Origin of the sequence: Oceaniferula flava (assembly GCF_016811075.1) — a bacterium.
Classification (GTDB): domain Bacteria; phylum Verrucomicrobiota; class Verrucomicrobiia; order Verrucomicrobiales; family Akkermansiaceae; genus Oceaniferula; species Oceaniferula flava.
Genome location: NZ_JAFBGL010000007.1, coordinates 189748 through 208977, shown reverse-complemented (window position 1 = coordinate 208977; position 19230 = coordinate 189748). Strand labels below are relative to the sequence as shown.

General features: G+C 58.0%; 16 protein-coding genes. 7 read left to right on the top strand and 9 right to left on the bottom strand.

Annotation, left to right across the window (positions count from 1 at the left end; translation table 11 throughout):
- The first annotated feature begins 150 nt into the window (after positions 1-150).
- Positions 151-1860 carry a hypothetical protein gene (locus tag JO972_RS11855; RefSeq protein ID WP_309490268.1) on the top strand — a complete coding sequence of 570 codons (1710 nt, stop codon included), beginning with the start codon at positions 151-153 and terminating at the stop codon, positions 1858-1860.
- Positions 1861-1962: 102 nt separating this feature from the next.
- Here the strand turns inward: JO972_RS11855 and JO972_RS11850 are convergent, their stop codons facing one another.
- From JO972_RS11850 to JO972_RS11825, 6 genes are all read right to left on the bottom strand, one after another.
- Positions 1963-2652: a DUF1573 domain-containing protein gene (locus JO972_RS11850; protein ID WP_309490267.1), complete on the bottom strand. Its 690-nt coding sequence runs from the start codon at positions 2650-2652 to the stop codon at positions 1963-1965.
- 9 nt (positions 2653-2661) lie between these two features.
- The gene (locus JO972_RS11845) at positions 2662-3183 is read right to left on the bottom strand and encodes a hypothetical protein (protein ID WP_309490266.1); all 522 of its coding nucleotides are present in this window, start codon (positions 3181-3183) and stop codon (positions 2662-2664) included.
- Between the two features lie 38 nt (positions 3184-3221).
- The gene (locus JO972_RS11840; protein ID WP_309490265.1) at positions 3222-3800 is read right to left on the bottom strand and encodes an anti-sigma factor family protein; all 579 of its coding nucleotides are present in this window, start codon (positions 3798-3800) and stop codon (positions 3222-3224) included.
- A 31-nt stretch (positions 3801-3831) separates the two neighbouring features.
- Positions 3832-4593, bottom strand: coding sequence for an RNA polymerase sigma factor (locus JO972_RS11835; RefSeq protein ID WP_309490264.1), 762 nt, complete (start codon positions 4591-4593; stop codon positions 3832-3834).
- Between the two features lie 139 nt (positions 4594-4732).
- Positions 4733-5173, bottom strand: coding sequence for a DUF5069 domain-containing protein (locus JO972_RS11830; RefSeq protein WP_309490263.1), 441 nt, complete (start codon positions 5171-5173; stop codon positions 4733-4735).
- 79 nt (positions 5174-5252) lie between these two features.
- Positions 5253-6209, bottom strand: coding sequence for an NAD(P)-dependent oxidoreductase (locus tag JO972_RS11825; RefSeq protein ID WP_309490319.1), 957 nt, complete (start codon positions 6207-6209; stop codon positions 5253-5255).
- A 247-nt stretch (positions 6210-6456) separates the two neighbouring features.
- Between JO972_RS11825 and JO972_RS11820 the strand changes: the two genes are divergently transcribed.
- The 4 genes from JO972_RS11820 (at position 6457) to JO972_RS11805 (ending at position 11401) form a co-directional block, all read left to right on the top strand.
- A complete protein-coding gene (locus tag JO972_RS11820; RefSeq protein WP_309490262.1) occupies positions 6457-6909 on the top strand; it encodes a UvrB/UvrC motif-containing protein in 453 nt (150 codons plus the stop codon).
- Positions 6910-6939: 30 nt separating this feature from the next.
- Complete coding sequence (locus tag JO972_RS11815) at positions 6940-8052, top strand: protein arginine kinase (RefSeq protein ID WP_309490261.1); 1113 nt, start codon at positions 6940-6942, stop codon at positions 8050-8052.
- A 12-nt stretch (positions 8053-8064) separates the two neighbouring features.
- Entirely contained in the window at positions 8065-10575 is a 2511-nt protein-coding gene (locus JO972_RS11810; protein WP_309490260.1) for an ATP-dependent Clp protease ATP-binding subunit, read from the top strand.
- 376 nt (positions 10576-10951) lie between these two features.
- The gene (locus JO972_RS11805; protein WP_309490259.1) at positions 10952-11401 is read left to right on the top strand and encodes a hypothetical protein; all 450 of its coding nucleotides are present in this window, start codon (positions 10952-10954) and stop codon (positions 11399-11401) included.
- 60 nt (positions 11402-11461) lie between these two features.
- On the opposite strand, the gene JO972_RS11800 is transcribed toward JO972_RS11805, so the two are convergent.
- Positions 11462-12613, bottom strand: coding sequence for a helix-turn-helix domain-containing protein (locus JO972_RS11800; RefSeq protein WP_309490258.1), 1152 nt, complete (start codon positions 12611-12613; stop codon positions 11462-11464).
- Between the two features lie 88 nt (positions 12614-12701).
- Between JO972_RS11800 and JO972_RS11795 the strand changes: the two genes are divergently transcribed.
- Complete coding sequence (locus JO972_RS11795) at positions 12702-13079, top strand: VOC family protein (RefSeq protein WP_309490257.1); 378 nt, start codon at positions 12702-12704, stop codon at positions 13077-13079.
- A 7-nt stretch (positions 13080-13086) separates the two neighbouring features.
- Here the strand turns inward: JO972_RS11795 and recG are convergent, their stop codons facing one another.
- Entirely contained in the window at positions 13087-15126 is a 2040-nt protein-coding gene (recG, locus tag JO972_RS11790; RefSeq protein ID WP_309490256.1) for an ATP-dependent DNA helicase RecG, read from the bottom strand.
- Between the two features lie 18 nt (positions 15127-15144).
- Complete coding sequence (gene recJ / locus JO972_RS11785) at positions 15145-16854, bottom strand: single-stranded-DNA-specific exonuclease RecJ (protein ID WP_309490255.1); 1710 nt, start codon at positions 16852-16854, stop codon at positions 15145-15147.
- 132 nt (positions 16855-16986) lie between these two features.
- On the opposite strand from recJ, the gene JO972_RS11780 reads away from it, so the two are divergent.
- Complete coding sequence (locus tag JO972_RS11780; RefSeq protein WP_309490254.1) at positions 16987-19227, top strand: VIT and vWA domain-containing protein; 2241 nt, start codon at positions 16987-16989, stop codon at positions 19225-19227.
- The last annotated feature ends 3 nt before the right edge of the window (positions 19228-19230 follow it).

Genomic DNA, 19230 nt, shown 5'->3' with positions numbered 1-19230 from the left:
TCTTCATCGCTGAGTAATTAAGTCTGCCGGATGATCTACCCTGCTTGGTTGACATCGCTTGCCGGGCTGCTAGAATTCTACGGCCAGCCCACAAACACTGGAACTATGCAGACTCCCCCGATGATTACCTTTCACTGCCCGAGCTGTGGCATGAAACTCCAAGTGCCTGAGCAAATGGCAGGCGTCACGGGGCCATGTCCGCAGTGCTCGGCCACCATCACAGCGCCCCAGCCAGATCCAAAGCCTGCGCCTCAAGCAGCGCCGAATCCTGCGCCTCAGCCGACGGCGCCAATTCAGTCGCAGCAGCCCAGCCAGCCTGTGCCTCATCCTCAGTCACCGCCTCAGTCCCAGCCAACGGCGCCGCTCCATTCACAGCAGATGCAGCAGCCACCGCTTGCGCAGTCGGCCGAGGTTCCTGTGCAGCCTGCGATGACTTCGCAGCCACAAGTCTCTCACCAACAGCCGCCACAACAGCAGGCTCCCGCGCAGCCGAGTCAGGCCCCACAGCCAACTCAGCAGCAAGCACAAGCTCCCATCCAACAGGAAGTAGCACCCGCTCCTTTAACATCAGCGCAAGCCACCCAGCCAGCCGTGAAGAATGAGCCGGAACCCGCTCAAACTGCTGCGCCCATGGTCAAAGAGAGCAATCGCTCATCGGATGCTCCCGTACGCCGAGGCCGCTGGATGCGCGTCGTCTTCCCACTGGTCTTCCTACTTCTTGCCGTGCTTCTGATCCTGGCGGTATTGAATGCGGCAGGGGTATTGAATTTATGGAATCTCGATGAGCTGAAATCCAAAGTTTCCGGCACGCCGTCGATGGGAAATCAACCTCCCGCCGCGGCTCCAGCAAGTGTTCAACCTAAGGTCGACCCTGATCCTGCCTCGCCTCCAGCCGAGACCAAGGAACCCGCCGGCACGCCGAACACGCCATCGCCAACTCCTGAGGAACCAAGCATCGAGGCTCCCGCGGATGTGGCACCAGCCAAGCCGACTCCGGTCGAGCACCCGAAGACTATGCAGTCGCCTCCCGGCCAGAACCGTTCTGAATCCTCGGAGGGTGAGTTTCCTGATCTCATGCCGCCATCGCCTGCCAGCTCGACTCCCGCACCTCCGGATGCAGTGACCGAGACCAGCGCGGAACCAGCGCCTACTACCGACCTCAAGAGCCCGCCACAAGCGGGTTCTTTGGTGAAAGATCAGCGCTTTCTGGCCAATGAAGTGCTGGATCAATTCCTCAATGCGAGCACTCTCGAAGAGCGCTTGAAGGTGATGACCCAAAGCCGATACACGCCCGAGCAGCTGGCCAATAGTGCGCTGGCGGGGAAATTGAAGCCGATAAAATCCAACTACTTCGCCGATATGATCCCGCGCTTGGAGGACGAGATGCGGCAGTATCGCTATTACGTGACGTTTGAAGATGAGGAAGAGCTTCGCTCACGGCAGCGCCTGGTGTTGCAGGTCGTCGAGCGCCCCGGCATCCATCCTCCAAGAGTGAATGGTGATGCCTTTCTCGAGCATTATGAAAAACGGCTCAAGAGCTTCGGTCTGAACCCGACGAAGAAAACCACCACTTTCCACTGCGTCGCGGAGGCCCGGACGGCCGATCTGGCGAAAAACCTGCCAGAGGATTTAAAAGATGGAATGATCCGATTCGTGATCAAAGACCATCCGCGCAGCCAAGCGGCTTTTGATGCCTTTCTCAGTAAAAACTCGCCCATGATGGACCGCATCGGGCCGCGCGCCGATTTCCCTTATGTAGAGGCACGCTACTGCATCATGTCGTTTCGCTGGAATACCAGTCGCCCGGACCAGCCGTTCATCGAGCTGATCGATATCGCGGCCATGGGCTGGGAGAAGTAACTGTTTGCGCAGCGATGAGGTTACCATCTTTCGGAGCACAGCGCTACGGCGCTACGCTCTCTTGCCGGCTTCTCGATCTTTTCTAAAGCCCAGCCTGCCAAACTACTTGGCACGGCGCACACAGACAAATGCCTGCTGCCGCTGGTAGCGTTTGATCTTGGCATCCGTGGTGAGTTTAATCAAACCAAAGGCTGGGCTGCTGACACCGCTTGGAGTGACGATGAGTTCATACTCCTTGCCCTCCTTGACGGTTTTCAAGGTGTAGGGGAAGCTCTCGTTTGTGCCGCTGTGATTGGCGATATGGATCGGCTGATCATGGTTCACCTTGATACTGATCACCTTTGCTTCCTTGCTACCATTTTGGTCCCAGAACAGTGTCTTCGGACTGATTTCAAAGAGCACTGGAATGTGGATCTTGACGGTGAGAATGATGGATGGTTTTTCCGGGCTGTCGTCCTTGGTCCAGAGCATCACGGTCTTTTCCTGAACACCGGAAAAGCTACCGAGTTCGAAGTCGATCAAGATCAGCCCTTTGTCGCCGGGCTGATAGGTCATTTTCCCATCCTTGATGCGGGCGTTGAGGCAGGAGCAGGCAGAATCCCAGCGGGCGATGGTAACGGCTTCCTGGCTCTTGTTCTCGAACTTGAACGGCACCGTGGTGGTCAGAGCATCGGCCTTCACCTTGATTTCAGTGCTTTGCTGATCGAAGCTGAGGCCACTTTTGGCTTGGCTGCTGAGACTGGCAAGAAGTAGGAAACAGCAGGGCAGAAAACGGCGGAAAAGGTGGTCCATGATGGTGTGTTATTGGCGATTCAGTGAGATGAGTTCCACAGCGATGATCAGCCGGCCTTCGCGCCACTTCGGTCCGAGGATATAGAGTGGACGTTTCGGGTGCAGCACCGGATCGCTTTTCATCACCTTACGGCGATGTTGCCAAAGTTCAAGGTCGAGCCGTAGGCTGGTCTTTTGGGTCACCCCACGCGACTCAAAGCTAAGCATGATCTCCTCCGATGGCTTGAGTGGTGATACCCAGTTCTCGTAACTCCGCAGCACCGGTTGGCTATCGCTTCCCAACTGGCGGTAGTGACTGAATTGAAACTTCTCGATCTTGCCGAGTTTATCACTGATGGCTTTCGGCACCGGGGTGGCATTTCGTCCCAAATTTTCTACCGAGCCGTTGGTGCCGTAGTAGACGGTGGCCTGGATCTTACCGATCTTTTCCTTACCGGCGTCATTTTTTGAGTCCTTGGCGGCGGCCATGCCGGATCCCAGCCCCAGAAGAACGGGGAGAAGGAGAAACAGGAGATAGGTCTTGGCGAACATGGTGGTGCGGGGAGAGGTCGCGGTGAATAGCGTCGTGCTTAGTAGTAGTTCTCGGTATTGACCATGACTCTGTTCGGGTCCTGGATCGGTCCGCCTGCCATGTTCATGTCATCCGGCACATCCTCGAGTCCCTCGAGCACGATGACGGTGGTTTGCTGATCTCCGGCGACGAAAATGTTCGATTCCACGCTGCTGTCCGGAGTGTAGACGGTGGATGGGGCCGGTGTGTTGGTGCTGGCCATTCCTGCATCGGTGGCCGGGCTGCTGACCTGGGTGCCGAGGTAGAAACAAGCAGCCATGGCACCTGCAGCCAGTGGGGCGGCAAGCCATTTCCAAATACCGGCACCACCACGTGTGGGGGCTGGGGTGGTGGCTTCGGCCGGGCGTTCGGCTTCGATGGCGTGGAGGATGCGTTCGTTGAAAAAGTCCGGATAAGGAGGCTCCACGCTGGCGGGGATGTTCTCTTGAATGCTGCGGCTCATGGCCTGCACGGCATCGCGCTCGGCGAGCAGTTCCGGGTGCTCCTTAGCATAAGCTTCCATCTTCTGGAGCTCGTCGCCGTGCAGCTCACCGTCCATCCAGAGGGTGAGTGTGGTTTCATCAGGTGCTTTGTTCATGGCTTGTGTGTGGTTGGAAAGTGGGGGGAGTTTAACGGGTGGTGAGGATGGCTTGGAGCTTTTTCCGAGCGTAGTGCAAGCGACTCATCACGGTGCCGAGCGAGTTGTTGGTGATGTCGGCGATTTCTTTGTAGTCGAGCCCCTGGACCTCGCGCAGGACGATGACTTCGCGGTGTTGATCGGAGAGCTTGGCGATGGCGGCTTCCAGTTGGCTGCGAAGTTCGCCACGTTGCATGGCCTCGTCAGGGCGGGCATCGTGGTGAGGTGTGGTGGCCGCGCCGGGGTCGATTTTTCCTGCGTCGAAGATCTCATCGTTGAGCTCTCCGTCGCCTTGGATCTTGCGCTTGCGCAGCCAGTCGTAAACGACGTTGTGGCTGATGCGGAACAGCCAGGTGGAAAAGCGGGCCTTGCCCTCGAATTTGGGCAGTGCACGCCATGCCTTGATGAAGGCCTCTTGCGCGAGGTCCCAGGCATCGGCATCATTTTTGACCATATTCAGGATCATGGCGTAGATTTTTCCTCGGTGTTTACTGACGAGTTGATCGAAGGCGCGGGTATCGCCTGACTGGGCCTTACGGACCAGTTCGGCATCCTCCGCAGCGTCCATCGCGGCATTGGTTTCGGGGGTTGTGTTGCTTGGTCTTTCTTGTTGTTGGTTGTGGGTTATGGCTTCAGACCCGCCTCCCGACGCCACGTCACTGTTGCCACCGCTGGCCGGTAGCGGGCCGGATGCGGAGTCAGGCGGAACGGGTCCATTCAGCCGGTTGGACGTGAGGTGGCGAAATATATTCATATGAAATGACCAATATTTGAATGAGTTGCAGAATGAGGCGGAGAAGTCCGGTTGACAAGGCGGGGTTTTAGCAAAAAAAAAGCAGCAAAAAGCCCCGCAGGAGTGTCTCCGGCGGGGCTTTGACGGATGAGTTGATCTCTTATCCAGCGATTTCGATGGCGTGGAACGCCTGCCAGTCGTCGAGGTTGTTCAGGTTGATGGCATCGAGGATGCTGCCATCGTCTTCCATGCCACAGGCGGCAAGGATTTCGGCGCGGGTTTCGTCTTTGTGGATATAGCCGGTAATGCTGTCGTTCAGCTCACTGACGGCTGCGGCATTGAGCGAACCTCCTTTTTGCTCGAGAATCCACGCTTCCAGCTGGGGGTAGGTGGGTTTGCCGTCCATGAAGCTGATGAAGGCGTCGCGGTCGATTCCGAGGCCGTCGAGCACCATCTGATCGTAACCTTGGCCGGTGCCAGGGTAGTCAGGGTGGATTTTTCCGACCTTGGCCAGCGAGGCCTTCTGCCAGAGACGTGGCAGGTGAAGCACGCCGAGTGGGCCGGCGGTGCCGGAGCTGATGAGTGGGACAATTTGGGACATAATGTGGTATTCGTTGTTCTGGTTTTGAAATACGCCACCGTCAGGGCGGCGAGCGAGATTGAGTTTTAGGATGCGTGGCCTAGCTCCGCCCTTTGAAGGTCAGTTCGGAGACGGCGGACTTGTCGAGCTGGCCTTTGCCGACTTCGATGAGTTTATCGTATTGCGCCTTGGTGGCGTTGTTGAGTGGCAGATTGAGGCCGGCTTGCTGGGCGAGGTCCTGGGCGATGCCGCTGTCTTTGGATGCGTGTTCCGCCATGAACCAGGCTTCGTGATCGCGGTCGATCATGTCCTCGGCGTCGGTTTCCAGCACACGGCTGTTGGCGCCGGTGTTGGCGAAGACTTCGCAGATCATTTTGAGGTCGAGTCCGAGTGCATCGGCGAGTCCCAGTCCTTCGGCGAGGGCGGCGGTGTTGATGTTCATCACCATGTTGACCAGGGCCTTGACTTGGGACGCTTTGCCAATTTCTCCAATGTACTTCAGCTTGACGCTCATCTGCTCGAGGATCGGTTGGGTTTTCTCGAACACGGCGCGGTCGCCGCCGATCATCAGGTAGAGCGTGCCGTCGCGGGCTTGGCTGATGCTGGATGCCATGCTGCCTTCGATGGCAGATGCGCCCGCGGCCTCGGCAGCCTGAGCGACCTCTTGCTGTAGGCCCGGTGAGAGGGTGGCGCAGTTGATGAAGATCTTGCCTTCGGCTTCGGTGAGTAAGTTGTCGCCCTCGCCCATGAAAATCTGGCGCATGGCGGCATCATTGCTGACCACGGTGAAGATGATATCCGCGGCGGCGGTGACTTCGGCGAGCTTCGTGCAGTTTTTCGCACCGATCTCTTCGGCGAGCTCAGCCGCCTGGTCCGGGTTGACATCGTTGACGGCGGTGATCTGGTAGCCGCAGTCGTTCAGTCGGCGGGCCATGTTCGCGCCCATGCGCCCGACGCCGACAAAGGCTATTCTTGATTGGTTCTCTGTGTTACTGCTCATAATGGTGAGTGATGTGCTGGGTGTTACTTGCCGCGACGTTCGATGTGATTCTGGAATTTTCCAAGTGATATCTTGCGAATTTTGGGTCGGGGGTTCTGCAGCCGATGAGGGGGGCGGCGTGCGGGCGGAAAAAAATCGGGAATGGTGAGTTTTTCTTTTCGCATTTCCCCCAGTGGCGTCTAGGGTGATCTCAGCGATGCAATGCGACTACTGTGATAGCAAGGCCACTGTCTTTTTTACTCAAATTATCGACGGACATTCGAAGAAATCTTGTTTGTGTGAGAAGTGTGCCATCGAAAATGGTGTGACCGATCCGTCGGGCTTCCTGCTGGGTGACATGGACCCGAACAAGCTGTCCGCGAAGGCGGCGTCTGCGGCCGAGGCTTCGGATGTGGGCAAGCTCTCTCTCGGCGGTCCGATGGGAGCTGCTGGACGCCAGCTGGGCACCGGCACCTGTCCGGGCTGCGGATTTGCCTTTGACGATCTGAAGAAGACCGGTCGGCTCGGCTGCAGTCAGTGTTACCAATTTTTCCGCGAGGAGATTAAACACAACCTCGGCGGCATGCACAAAGACACCTGTCACGTCGGTCGAGTGCCGGCGGGCATGATGGAGGCCTTCCAAAACAAGCAGAAGATCGATCAGCTGCAGCAGGAAATGAATGGCGCCATCGCCAATGAAGATTACGAGAAGGCTGCCGCCCTGCGCGATCAGCTGCAGAAGCTCAGCGATGAGAATGCCGCCAGCTCCGAGCAATAAGCAACGCCACTCAAACCACGCATTCTAGCCATGATGAGATTTTCCACATTATTGAAGCACCCGGCCGATTGGATGACCGGTGCGGACTCGGACAGCGCCGTGGTGCTGACCAGTCGCATCCGCCTGGCGCGCAACGTCAGCGACACACCTTTCCCCGGTTGGGCACGCAAGCAAGAGCGCATCGAAATCCTCTCGGACCTGCGCGCCGCCATCGAAGAATTGCCCGAGATGAAGGCCGCATTTTCCCACCAGCTCAGCGAGTTGAGCTCGGTGCAAAAGCAGGTGTTGGTAGAGCGCCACCTGATCAGCCGGGAACAAGCCGCCCGCAGCGAAGGAAGTGCCGCGGTGGTGAACCGCACCCAGACGCTGAGTGTGATGATCAACGAGGAGGATCACCTCCGCTTGCAATCGATCCGCTCCGGCCTGCATCTTCAGGAAGCCTACGAATTGATCACCAAGGTGGACGAGCAGCTGGAGAAAAAGCTGACCTACGCCTTCGATCAGGAGCTCGGATACCTCACCGCCTGCCCCACCAATGTCGGCACCGGCCTGCGCGCCTCCGCCATGCTGCATCTGCCCGGTCTGGTCATCAGCGATCACATCGGCCAGGTGATCCAGGCCGTTGGAAAACTCGGCCTCGCCGTGCGCGGGATCTTTGGCGAGGGCACGGAGTCGCTCGGGCATTTGTTCCAGATTTCCAATCAGTCGACCCTCGGCGAAAGCGAGCAGGACATCATCAGTCGACTCGAACGCGTCATTCGCAAAGTGCGCGATCACGAACGCAACGCCCGACTTAAATTAGTGGAGGATGACCCACAAATGATCGCCGATAAGATTGCCCGGGCATACGGATTGCTACGCTATGCTTATGTGATCGATTCCAAGGAAGCACTGACCCACCTGTCCCTGGTGCGCCTGGGTGCGGATATGGGATGTTTCCCGAAGGAGACATTGCAGCTCTGCGACTCGCTGCTGATGGATATCGAACCTGCGCATTTACAACACCACGCAAAAAGAAAGCTGAGCCCGGAGGAAAGAGACACCCTGCGCGCTGAAATCATACGTAGCAGGTTGCAATCCCTCCCAACACCTGTTATCAGTTTTATTAATCATACAAACCCAGAAGACACGCCCCCGGCGTAACCAGCAAATATCATGAATAATTTCACTCCAAGAGCCCAACAGGTCTTGACGCTATCGCGGAAAGAGGCCGACCGCTTTAACCACAATTACGTGGGCACCGAACACATCTTGTTAGGGCTCATCAAGCTGGGACAGGGCGTCGCGGTTTCCGTGTTGCAGAACATGGGGCTTGATCTCGAGACCGTGAGGATCGAGGTCGAAAAGCAGGTCGGTTCCGGACCTGAGCAAAAGATCAGTGGCAATATCCCTTACACCCCACGGGTGAAAAAGGTGCTCGCGCTTTCGAACAAGGAAGCCCAGCAGCTAGACCACTCCTACGTCGGCACCGAGCACTTGTTGTTAGGACTGCTGCGCGAAGGTGAAGGTGTGGCCGCCCGGGTGCTCAGCAGCCTGAACGTCGATATCAATCAAACCCGCCAAGAAATCCTCGCCGAGATCGATCCGAACTTTAATCCCGAAGACATGGAGGACGAGTTCGATGAGTTCGACGACGATGGCGATGACACTGAAGACAGCACCGATGCCGAGGGCAAAACCAAGACACCTGCGCTGAAAGCCTTCGGTCGTGACCTCACCAAGCTTGCCGATAAGGACAAGCTCGATCCGGTGATCGGTCGCGAGTCCGAAATCGAGCGCGTCATCCAGATCCTCTGCCGCCGCACCAAGAACAACCCGGTGCTGATCGGTGAAGCCGGCGTGGGTAAAACCGCCATCATCGAAGGGCTCGCCCAAGAGATTTCCAGTGGCAACGTGCCTGAGCTCCTGCGCGACAAACGCGTGGTCACTCTCGACCTCGCCCTGATGGTCGCCGGCACCAAATACCGTGGCCAATTTGAAGAACGCATCAAGGCCGTGATGGATGAAATCCGCAAAGCCGGTAACGTCATCCTGTTCATCGACGAGCTGCACACCATCGTGGGTGCCGGATCCGCCGAGGGCGCCATGGATGCTTCTAACATCATCAAGCCGGCACTGAGCCGAGCCGAGCTGCAGTGCGTCGGTGCCACCACCATGAACGAGTATCGCAAGTTCATCGAAAAAGACTCCGCCCTCGAGCGCCGCTTCCAGAAAGTGAAGGTCGAGGAGCCCTCCGAAGAGGATGCCGTTGCGATCTTGCAAGGCCTGCGCAGCAAGTATGAAGATCACCACAAGGCACGCTACACCGAGGAAGCCCTCGCCGCATCGGTGAAGCTTTCCTCGCGCTACCTCTCCGATCGCTACCTGCCGGACAAGGCCATCGACGTCATCGATGAAGCTGGCTCCCGCGCCCGCATCGGTCAGATGACCCGCCCCCCGAAGGTCAAGGACCTCGAGGCCGAGATCGTCAAGATCCAGGAGGAAAAGGTTGCTGCCATCAACGATCAGAACTTCGAGGAAGCCGCGTCAATGCGCGATGCCGAGAAGAATGCCAAGAAGGAGCTGGAAGACCTGGTGTCATCCTGGAAAGCCGAAAGTGAGGAAACCATCGTCGAAGTCGGCGAGGACGAAATCATGTCGGTCATTTCTAAATGGACCGGTGTGCCACTCCAGCGCATGGAGCAGAAGGAAGCCGACAAGCTTCTGAAAATGGAGGAGAAACTCAAGGAGGCCGTGATTGGTCAGGACACCGCTGTGGTGACCATTTCCAAAGCCCTCCGCCGCTCCCGCGCCGACCTCAAGGACCCGCGTCGCCCGATCGGTTCGTTCCTCTTCCTCGGACCTACCGGTGTTGGTAAAACCTACCTCGCTCGCAACCTTGCCGATTTCATGTTCGGCGATCCTGACAGCCTGATCCAGATCGACATGTCGGAGTACATGGAGAAATTCTCCACCTCGCGCTTGATCGGTTCGCCTCCCGGCTACGTCGGTTACGAAGAAGGTGGCCAGCTTTCCGAAGCGGTTCGCCGTCGTCCCTATTCCGTGGTTCTTTTCGATGAGATTGAAAAAGCTCACCCAGACGTCATGAACCTGCTCCTGCAGATTCTGGAAGAGGGCATGGTGACGGACTCGTTTGGTCGCAAGATCGACTTCCGCAACACCATTATCATCCTCACCTCCAACGTCGGTGCCTCCAGCATCAAACGTCAGACCTCCCTTGGTTTCGGCGCCATGCAGGAAGATGAAAACGACTTCGAAGGCATGAAAGAGAAGATCCTGGAAGAGGCCAAAAGGCACTTCAAGCCAGAGTTCCTCAACCGTCTTGACGACACCGTGGTGTTCCACATGCTGGAGAAGAAAGCGCTCAACGTCATCGTCGATCTCGAGTGCTCCAAACTCTTCGATCGCCTGCAGGACAAAGGCATCAGCCTGACTCTCGACAAAGGTGCCCGCGAGCTGCTCATGGACAAGGGATACGATCCCAACTACGGGGCACGCCCCATGCGCCGTGCGGTGGAACGTTACCTCGAAGATCCGCTCGCCGAAGCCCTGCTTCGCGCCGACATCAAAGAGGGCGACACCGTCAAGGTCACCCGCGTGAAGGACAGCGAAGAGCTGGTCTTTAAGCCGGTCACACCAAAAGGCAAAGGCAAGGCCAAGGCATAAAGCGCCCAACCCAAGCATCAATCACCCAGCCGCCCGCAGATCCCTGCGGGCGGCTTTTTTATGGAGTGCGGAGATGCAATCACCGCTTTCCATATTCCAAAAAGCTTCACCCCAAGGTCAAGTAGACATTACTCCAAAACCCCACCCCGCATGGGTCCATCGTAAGACCATCTCCAGCCGTCTGAACGAAACCACCACCCACGAGTATCCAAAGCGGTGATTGCATCCCCGCACTCCGAAAAAATAACGCTCTGACTATCAGTGACTTTGCTGATTGAGTTCCTCGGGCATTTGTGTGCATGTTAGTGAGTCCGAACCGTCGATAGCACGGTTAGGACCATTTATCTAAACCCCACAACAACCACCCACTAAGTCCATGGACCTCAATGAAGAAACCCAAAAATTAGGCGGTAACGCTCTGTTCCGCTACGCCCTCGTCCTGCTCGGCCTGCTGCTATTTTTACTGAGTCAGGGGATCCTGACTTGGAAGAGCACCTCCGCGCGCGACGCCTCTGGAAAAGTCGAAGCCGTGCAGTTTGAAATCGCTATGCTCGAGAAAGACATCGAGGAATCTGAGAGCTCGGATGACAAAAAGAAGATGCGCGAGGAGATCGACGACCTGCGCAAAGACGATCTGAAAAAGGCACGCATGGAAGCTGCCGAGGAAAGTGTTGATGCGAAAACTGGCATCTGGTTCTGGAGCATGGCCCGCTTGAAGGCCGTCGGGATCATGTGCCTTGGCTTCCTCGTCATCGCCGCCGTGGGTAGCAGTCACGAGAAAATTGGAGCGCTGGTTGCCTTTGCTCTGTTAGTGACCAAGCTGTAAGTCAGCTCACTCCCTCAGCGGAAACACGCCGGCCCTGTTTTTGCAGTGGCCGGTGTTCGGTTAGGCGCGGTTTGCCTGGCGGAATTCGGTGGGAGTGACACCTGCTTCGCGCTTGAAGAAGACCACAAAGGCGCGTCGATCCATGAAGCCGACCAATGGCGCAAGCTGGGCCATCGGCAGGTCGGTGGTCAGCAGAAGTTCCCGTGCCCAATCGAGCCGGACGCTGCGGATTTCCTGCGCCGGCGATTGTCCGGTGAGGGCGATGAAACGTTTTTCAAAGGTGCTGCGGGAGACATTGATCTCGCTGACCAACATATCCACGGTGATTCCTTCGCGGGCGCGCTCGCGGATGATGCTGCGCGCACGGAGGATTTCGAGGTCGCCCTTACTTTGGCCGAGTGTGGAACCTCGCACGCGGACGCCGTGCACAGGCACCAGCTCGTGTTCGGTGTCCAGTGGCTCACCGGCCATGAGCTTTTCAAGCTTGGCAATCCCACGCGCCCCGATCTGGATGTCGCGGAGCACGATGCTGGAAAGTGGCGGGTCGCAGAGCTTGGCATCCACAGAATCAAAGCAGCCCAAAATGGCAACTTCCTGAGGGATCTGAACTTTTTTGCTGACCAGGTAATCGGTGACCAGACGACCGCGAAGGTCGTGCAGGGAGAAGATCGCCAGAGGCTCGGTGCGGTTCTCCACACAGTCTTCAAGAGTAGGGCAGATTTCTCCGAGGTTGGCAACATCGTGGCCGCCGAGACCGTCGGGCATCGTGGCGCGTGTTAGTTTGATGCCGCGGGCGTCGCAGACGGGTTGCATCAGATCGGTCATGCTTGGCACGATGGTGAAGCCTTCGGTATCGAGGCAGAGGATGTGCTTGAAGCCGAGGCTATCGAAGTGTTCCACGACGGTGGCCACCAGTGAGCGCATATCGGTTCCCACCGACGGGTATTTATTCTCAGGTGTGCCGGTCATGTTCACCACCGGGATATCGAGGTCCTCGAGCCAGTGGTTCGGTTTGGAATAACAGGTAATGATGCCGTCGGGTTTCCACTCATCGGTGAAGACATCTTCCTTGTCGATTTTGTAGATCGAAAATTTGCGGAATGCGCAGCGTTCGCGGACGCCGGGCGACGATAGAATACCGTCGATTAAACGAAATGGGCGTTCGTAATCGTCCTCTAAAATAATGGCTACATTCTTACGTGTTTCAATCACGCCACAGAGCTATCCTAAGTGCGATGCAAATGCAACCATTCAAGATGAGCGCTCTTGACCTGCCGGAATCTTCGCGGCACAAATGGCCATGATCAAATTCCTACACACCCGTATCCGTGTTTCCAATCCTGAGGAAAGCATCGCATTTTACGAGAAAGTCGGCTTCGAGCTCGGCGAACAAAAAACTTCACCGCAGGGGAACCAGCTGGCCTTCCTTCACCTGCCGGGCAACGAGCATTTCCTCGAGCTGACCTACTCACCGGACTATGAAGTAAATGTCCCTGAAGACCTGATGCACACCTGCGTGGGCGTTCCGGACATCATCGAATACTGTGAGAAACTGGAAAACGACGGCATCGAAATCTGGCCATCCGGCTGGAAGGAAAAATTCACCTCCGGCGAGCGCAAGATGGCCTTCATCGACGATCCGGACGGCTACGAAGTGGAAATCCTCGAGGTTTCCTAGTGCCTCTCTAACCCACCTCGACTTCTCCGTCATGAATCAGGCGGAGAAGGGCGGGGTTCTTCTCTAACATCGGGTCTTGCGCGAGCACCGTTTCGGCCAGCTCCCTCGCTTCGCGGATCAGTGCGGTATCGGCGAGGTAGTCGATGAATTTCAGGTTTGCCAAGCCTGACTGCTCAGTGCCGAGAACATCGCCCGGGCCACGCAGGCGCAGATCGGCTTCGGCAATTTTGAAGCCGTCCGAAGTGTCTGCCATGACTTGGAGTTTTTCCATGGCGTCGGCGGATTTGCCATCGGTCGCCAGCACGCAGTAGCTTTTGTGTTCGCCCCGGCCGATCCGGCCACGCAGCTGGTGCAGCTGGGCGAGACCAAAGCGCTCGGCATTGTAAATGATCATGGTGTTGGCATTGGGCACATCGACACCAACCTCGATCACCGTGGTGGCGACGAGAACATCGAGTTCACGATCGCGGAAGCGGGTCATCACCTCGTCTTTTTCTTCCGGTTTCAGCTTTCCGTGGAGCAGGCCGACCTTGAATTTGCTGAGGCGCTTCACCCACTTTTCATACTCCACCGTAGCCGCGGCGGCCTTGAGGGCATCGCTTTCCTCCACCAGCGGGTAAACGAGGTAGACCTGTCGCTCTTTTACCAGCTGCTCTTTGATGAACTTCGTGATGTCGGTGACCTTGGGCTTGGCGCGGACCGCTGTGATGATTTCCCCCCGACCCGCAGGGCGCTCGTCGAGGATGGAAACATCCAGGTCTCCGTAGATGGTGAGTGTCAGGGTGCGGGGGATCGGTGTGGCGGTCATCACTAACACATCGGGCATGACACCTTGCTGGATCAGCGAGCTGCGCTGACCGACGCCGAACTTGTGCTGCTCGTCGATGACAATCAGCCCAAGGTCAGCAAACTCGACCCCCTCGTAGAGCAGGGCGTGGGTGCCGATGATGATTTGCGGTTCTCCCTCCATCTCCATGTGGGCGTTTTCCTGTCGAGAGCCGGTGCGCAGCGAGATGCGCAGGTTCAGCGGGGCGAGCCACTTCTTGAAAGTGAGGTAGTGCTGCTCGGCAAGAATCTGGGTGGGGGCCATCAGGGCCGCCTGAACGCCGGACTCCACGGCTAACAGCATGGCGCACATGGCGACAAATGTTTTCCCCGATCCCACGTCGCCTTGGAGCAGCCGACTCATCGGATAGGGCGCGCGCATGTCGGCGAGGACTTCTTTGACGCTGCGTTTTTGTGCGCCTGTTAGGTCGAATGGTAGGCTGTGGTAAAATTCGGTGAGCAGCTTGGTCTTCTTCCCTAACACCCGCCCCTGGTGCTCGCGGACACGGGCGCGCTTCCACACCACACTGAGCTGCAGGGCGAAGAACTCTTCCAAGGCGAAGTAGCGCTTGGCGGCTTCTGCCTGTTCCAGTGAATCGGGGAAATGCGCCTCCCTCAGGGCCTCGTGGCGCGGGTAGCTGGGATCGACATCATAGATCGGCTTGAGGCTGGAAACATCGGTGGTTTCCAAGAGCTTGTAAATATGCTCGCGGAGCCGGCGCTGGGGGATACCACTGACACCCTTGTAGATCGGCACGATGCGTTCGAGGTGGATCGAGACCTCATCACTATCGCCAACAATTTCGAAGTCCGGGTGATCGATCACCATGCCGCCTTGATACTCTTTCGGTTTGCCGTAGAGGATCACCTCGTGGCCCTCGGCGAGGGCATTTTTCATCCACGGCATGTTGAACCAGCGGCAGGTGATTTTGTTCGAGTTGAGCGCATTGCTGCCGCCCTCGAAGACGACTGCTTGATAGAACTGCTTCCTGCCGCCGAAACGTTTCACCTGGGTATCCACCACAGTGCCGCGCAGGCAGAGTGCGGTGCCTCCTGCTTGTGCCGGAAAGGAATCGAAGACGCGGCGGTCCTCGTAGCGCTTCGGTAAGCGGTCGAGCAACTCGCCGGTGGTGTTCACCCCGGCGCTGCCGTAGGCGAGCACATCCTTGGCGACAATGAAATCCACCGAGCTCAACGGCTCTTCGCAGCGATGCCCATTCATGACGGTTGCTAGTTTGGCTTAGTCTTCTTTCTGATGCGCGCGCACATCTTGGATCACAATTTGCAGGCTGGTGCGACCTCGGAAGACGTTGCGATTGATCGTGAATGCGATGTCCCACGGTTGCTCGGGAAGCTTACGCTGACCGGCGCTAAAGAACATCGCCGATTTCCAACACTCCTTCTGTTTCATCGATAGTCGGAGGTGATGGTTTTTCAGCTCCTGGGGAGGTTCCGTGAGCCAGACTTCACGGGTCATGAACAGGGGCTCCGGGTTGGCGGAGCCGAAGGGTTGCAGGAGTTCGTAGCTTTTGAGGAAATCGAGCGAGAGGGTAGGGAAGTCGATTTCGGCATCGATGTGCAGCCGTGGAAGGCGGTCTTCCTCGCTGACATGGGTGGTGACGAAGTCGGCGAATCCCTGCCGGAAGGCATCGATCTTGTCCTCGTGCACGCTGATGCCGGCGGCCATGGCGTGACCTCCACCTGCTTCTAACAGTTCACGATTGGCGTTGATCGCGTCCATCAGCGAGACGCCGCCAATGCTCCGCCCACTGCCTTTTCCGATCCCTTGGGCATCGATAGCGATGATGAAGGTGGGTTTGTGAAAACGCCGCATCAAACGCGAGGCGACGATGCCGACAACGCCTGGGTGCCAATCGCGCGATCCTAACACGATCACCGGGTCGGATGGATCGTGCTCGGCTTCCAGCTGTTTGAGCGCAGCCTTGTGAATGCGCAGCTCTTCACCCTGGCGGGTTTTATTATGACCGTCCAAGGTTTCCGCGAGGGCGGCGGCTTCGTCGGCGTCGGTGGTGGTCAGGGTGGCGAGGGCGTCTTCGGGTCGATCCATCCTGCCGGCGGCATTGATCCGCGGCCCGATCCGGAACCCGACGTCGGCGCTGGTCAGCGGACCTTTCACCTGGGCCACTTCCATGAGGGCTTTCAGGCCTTCGTTCTTGGTGTTGGCCAGAAACTTGAGCCCGTGGCGTACTAACAAACGGTTCTCATTCACCAGCGGCACGATGTCAGCGACGGTGGCCATCGCTACCATATCGAGGTGTTCCTTGAGATCGAAGCCGTCAATCATCCGGGTCTTCAGCAGCGCGTGGGCGAGCTTGAAGACGACTCCGGCGGCGCAAAGGTAGTCGAAGCTGTCGCCTTCACGCTCTTGAGGGCACTTCGGGTTCACCACGGCGATGCAGTCAGGTTTCCCCTGCGGTGGCGGCTCGTGGTGGTCGACCACAATGACGTCCACGCCATCGGTAGTGAGGGCGGCAATTTCTGTCAGCGATGCGGTTCCGCAATCGACTGTGACTAACAAATCCGGCTTGTCGCCTTCCGACATGCAGCGTTTCAGAGCGGCCTCGTTCAGGCCGTATCCTTCCGGCCCGCGACGTGGGATGAAGCTGCGGGTTTTCACTCCGTAGGCACGCAGCACGCGGGTCAACAAGGTGACTGAGGTGATGCCATCGACGTCGTAATCACCGTAGACGCAAACGCTCTGGTTCTGGTCGATGGCGGTGAGGATGCGGTCGACGGCCGGGCGCATGTCGGGCATCAGAAAGGGGTCCTGCAAGTCCTGCAATCGAGGCTGCAGGAAGCGTTTCATGTCACCGATTTCTACGCCCCGTTGACACAACATACGGACGAGGATTTCCGGCAGGGTATCATCGATATCCGGTGGGATTTCGGGGACCTCTGCGAGGATCCATTGGGACTGCTTTTGACTCATAGGCAGAGGCTAGAGGTGGTGCTTTGTGACCACAAGGACAGAAAAGGATATCCGGGTTTTGTTTTACATCCACTTTACACACGGACCTTGGAAATGGGGATAGTTTCACACCATCAGCTACCCCCAACACCCATGAAACGCAGAGAAATTGTTAGAATCCTCGGAGGCACTGTGGTCGCCAGCGCCATCACCCCACACGAACTTTTGGCCCACAGCCTGCCCGTTCACAGACACCTGCCCATCATACCGCACATACGGCCGATTCCTCAGCGTCCGATGCCGGTGCAGGTGAGCAAGGTGGAGGTGGCCGTGACGATCATCGATCGCTTGGCGGTGACTACCATGACGATGACACTTTCCAACCCGGGCCACCGTCAGCAGGAGTCCGAAGTGTTCATCCCGGTGCCAGGCTCAGCGGGGATCCGTGAGTTTGGGCTGGAGGGTGCGCAGGGGAAATTCCCCGGCAAGCTGATCCCCCGCGACGAAGCTCGGAAAATTTACGATGACATTGTGCGCCGGTCGCTCGACCCCGCTCTGTTGGAGTTTGCCGGTCATGGACTGGTGAAGTCGAGCGTCTTCCCCGTGCCAGCACGCGGTAGCAGCCGGGTGCGGCTGGTTTACGAAGAACTGCTAGAGGTGGATGGCGAACGGGTGGATTACCTGCTGCCGCGCACTGAATCGCCGGCCTACCGGGTGCCGTGGTCGGTGGAGGTCGATTGGCGACTCCAAGGAGGCATCGCCGCCGTGTATTCGCCGAGCCATGTCATGGATGAGCAGCGTGTGGGAGCGTCGCGGGTCAAGCTCAAGAACCGTGGAAAGATGCAGCCCGGTTCGCTGCGCCTATCCGCCACCCGCAGGAAAACGGCCCACGCCACAGCCTCGATCATGGCTTACCCCGAGGCGAAGGACGCCGGCTATTTTCTACTACTGTTATCCCCGCCGGCGGTGGCACGGCAGGAGCTGGTGAAGCGAGAGGTGACCCTGGTGATTGATAAATCCGGCAGCATGGCCGGCGGGAAAATCGAGCAGGCACTCAAGGCTGCCAGCCAGATCATCGAGGGGCTGGACGATGGCGAGGCGTTCAACGTCATCGTCTACAACGAGGCCGTTGAGCAGTTTTCCGCCACGCCGGTGATTAAGTCGCGCCAATCGTTGTTAGCGGTGCGGGACTACATTGCCGGCATTCGCGTCAGCGGCGGAACGAACATCCACGACGCCCTGCAAGCTGCCGTCTCACAGCAGCCGGTCGCCGGCATGTTGCCGCTGGTGCTTTTCCTAACCGACGGCGTGCCGACCATCGGCCAGACCCAGGAGAAAAAGATCCGCGATGCGATCTCGGCCGGAAACCGTCACCATCGCCGCATCTTCACCTTCGGCGTGGGGGTGGATGTGAACACGCCCCTGCTGGCACGCCTGGCCGATGACAGCCGTGCGCGCGCCACCTATGTGTTACCCAAGGAGAACGTGGAGCTGAAAGTGGCCCGCGTGTTCAGCAGGCTGTCAGGGCCTGTGATCAGCGAGCCGCAGCTGCGCGTTGTCGATGCCCAGGGGCGGCCGGTGCCGGGTCGGGTCCGCGACATGCTCCCGGCTCGCTTGCCCGATATGTTTGAAGGCGAACAGCTGGTGGTCATGGGGCGTTACCAGGCCAAAAAGCAGCTCCGTTTCGAACTCACCGGCAGAGACCACCGCGGGCAGCGGAAGGATGCCTTCAAGCTATCGTTGAAAAAGGCAAGCCGGGGAAATGCCCACGTCCCCAGGCTCTGGGCCACCCGCAAGATCGCGGTGCTGACCGAGGCGCTGCGTGACCTCGGCGCCGAGCGGGGATCGACCGTGAACATGCAAGATCCCAAAATCCGCGAGCTGGTGGATGAAATCGTGAGGCTCTCCACCGAGCACGGCATACTCACCGAATACACCGCCTTTTTAGCCCGCGAGGGCATGGTCTTTGGCAACGATGCCCACCGCCGCGCTGTCAGTCGCGCCAGTGCCGAGATTCAGGGGAAAGCTGTGCAGAAGCGCTCCGGCGCTGCCTCCGTGAACCAGGACTGGAACATCGCTCGCTCGAAGTCCGCCAGCCAGCTGAACCGCAGCAACCGCTACCTCGATGAGAAGCTTCAGAATAGCGAGGTCGATGCCCTCTGCCAGGTTGCCGACAAGGCATTCTACCGCAGTGGCGAGGAGTGGGTGGACGCCTCATTGGTCGGTCAAAAAGCCCAACTCGAGAGCACCGTCACGGTGAAGGTTTCCAGTCCCGAGTTCCCCAAAATCGTCACCCGCCTGATCCCCGACCACCGCCAAGGCTGCCTCGCGCTGGGCGACAACATCCGCATCCGCATCGATCAACAAAGCTACCTCATCCAGGCAGGGAAATAGGCC